This is a genomic window from Methylobacterium nigriterrae, from assembly GCF_037106235.1.
Taxonomy (GTDB): Bacteria; Pseudomonadota; Alphaproteobacteria; order Rhizobiales; family Beijerinckiaceae; genus Methylobacterium; species Methylobacterium nigriterrae.
Map to the genome: position 1 here is coordinate 1 of NZ_JBAWTG010001052.1, position 253 is coordinate 253.

The window sequence follows — 253 nt, forward strand, 5'->3', positions numbered from 1 at the left end:
GACGTGTCGAAGGCCACACTCGACGCCTATGCCAGCCAGGCCAAGGAACACTCGATCTCCGCCCTCCGGCTCGCCGCGCTGGTCTCGGTGACCTCGGACGCCCGCGCACTCAACACCCTTCTGGAAGATGCCGGGATGATCGTCGTCCCCAAGAAATACGAGGCGCTGATCATGCGCGAAATGGCTGACGAGGCCATCGAGCGGGCGACCCGAGACAGGCAGGCGTTCGACGCACAGTGGAAAGCAAAACGAT

1 pseudogene is annotated in these 253 nt (G+C 63.2%); it reads left to right on the top strand.

From position 1 onward, the window contains the following. Positions 1-253, top strand: a pseudogene (locus WDW90_RS40205) (hypothetical protein); the annotation flags it as partial.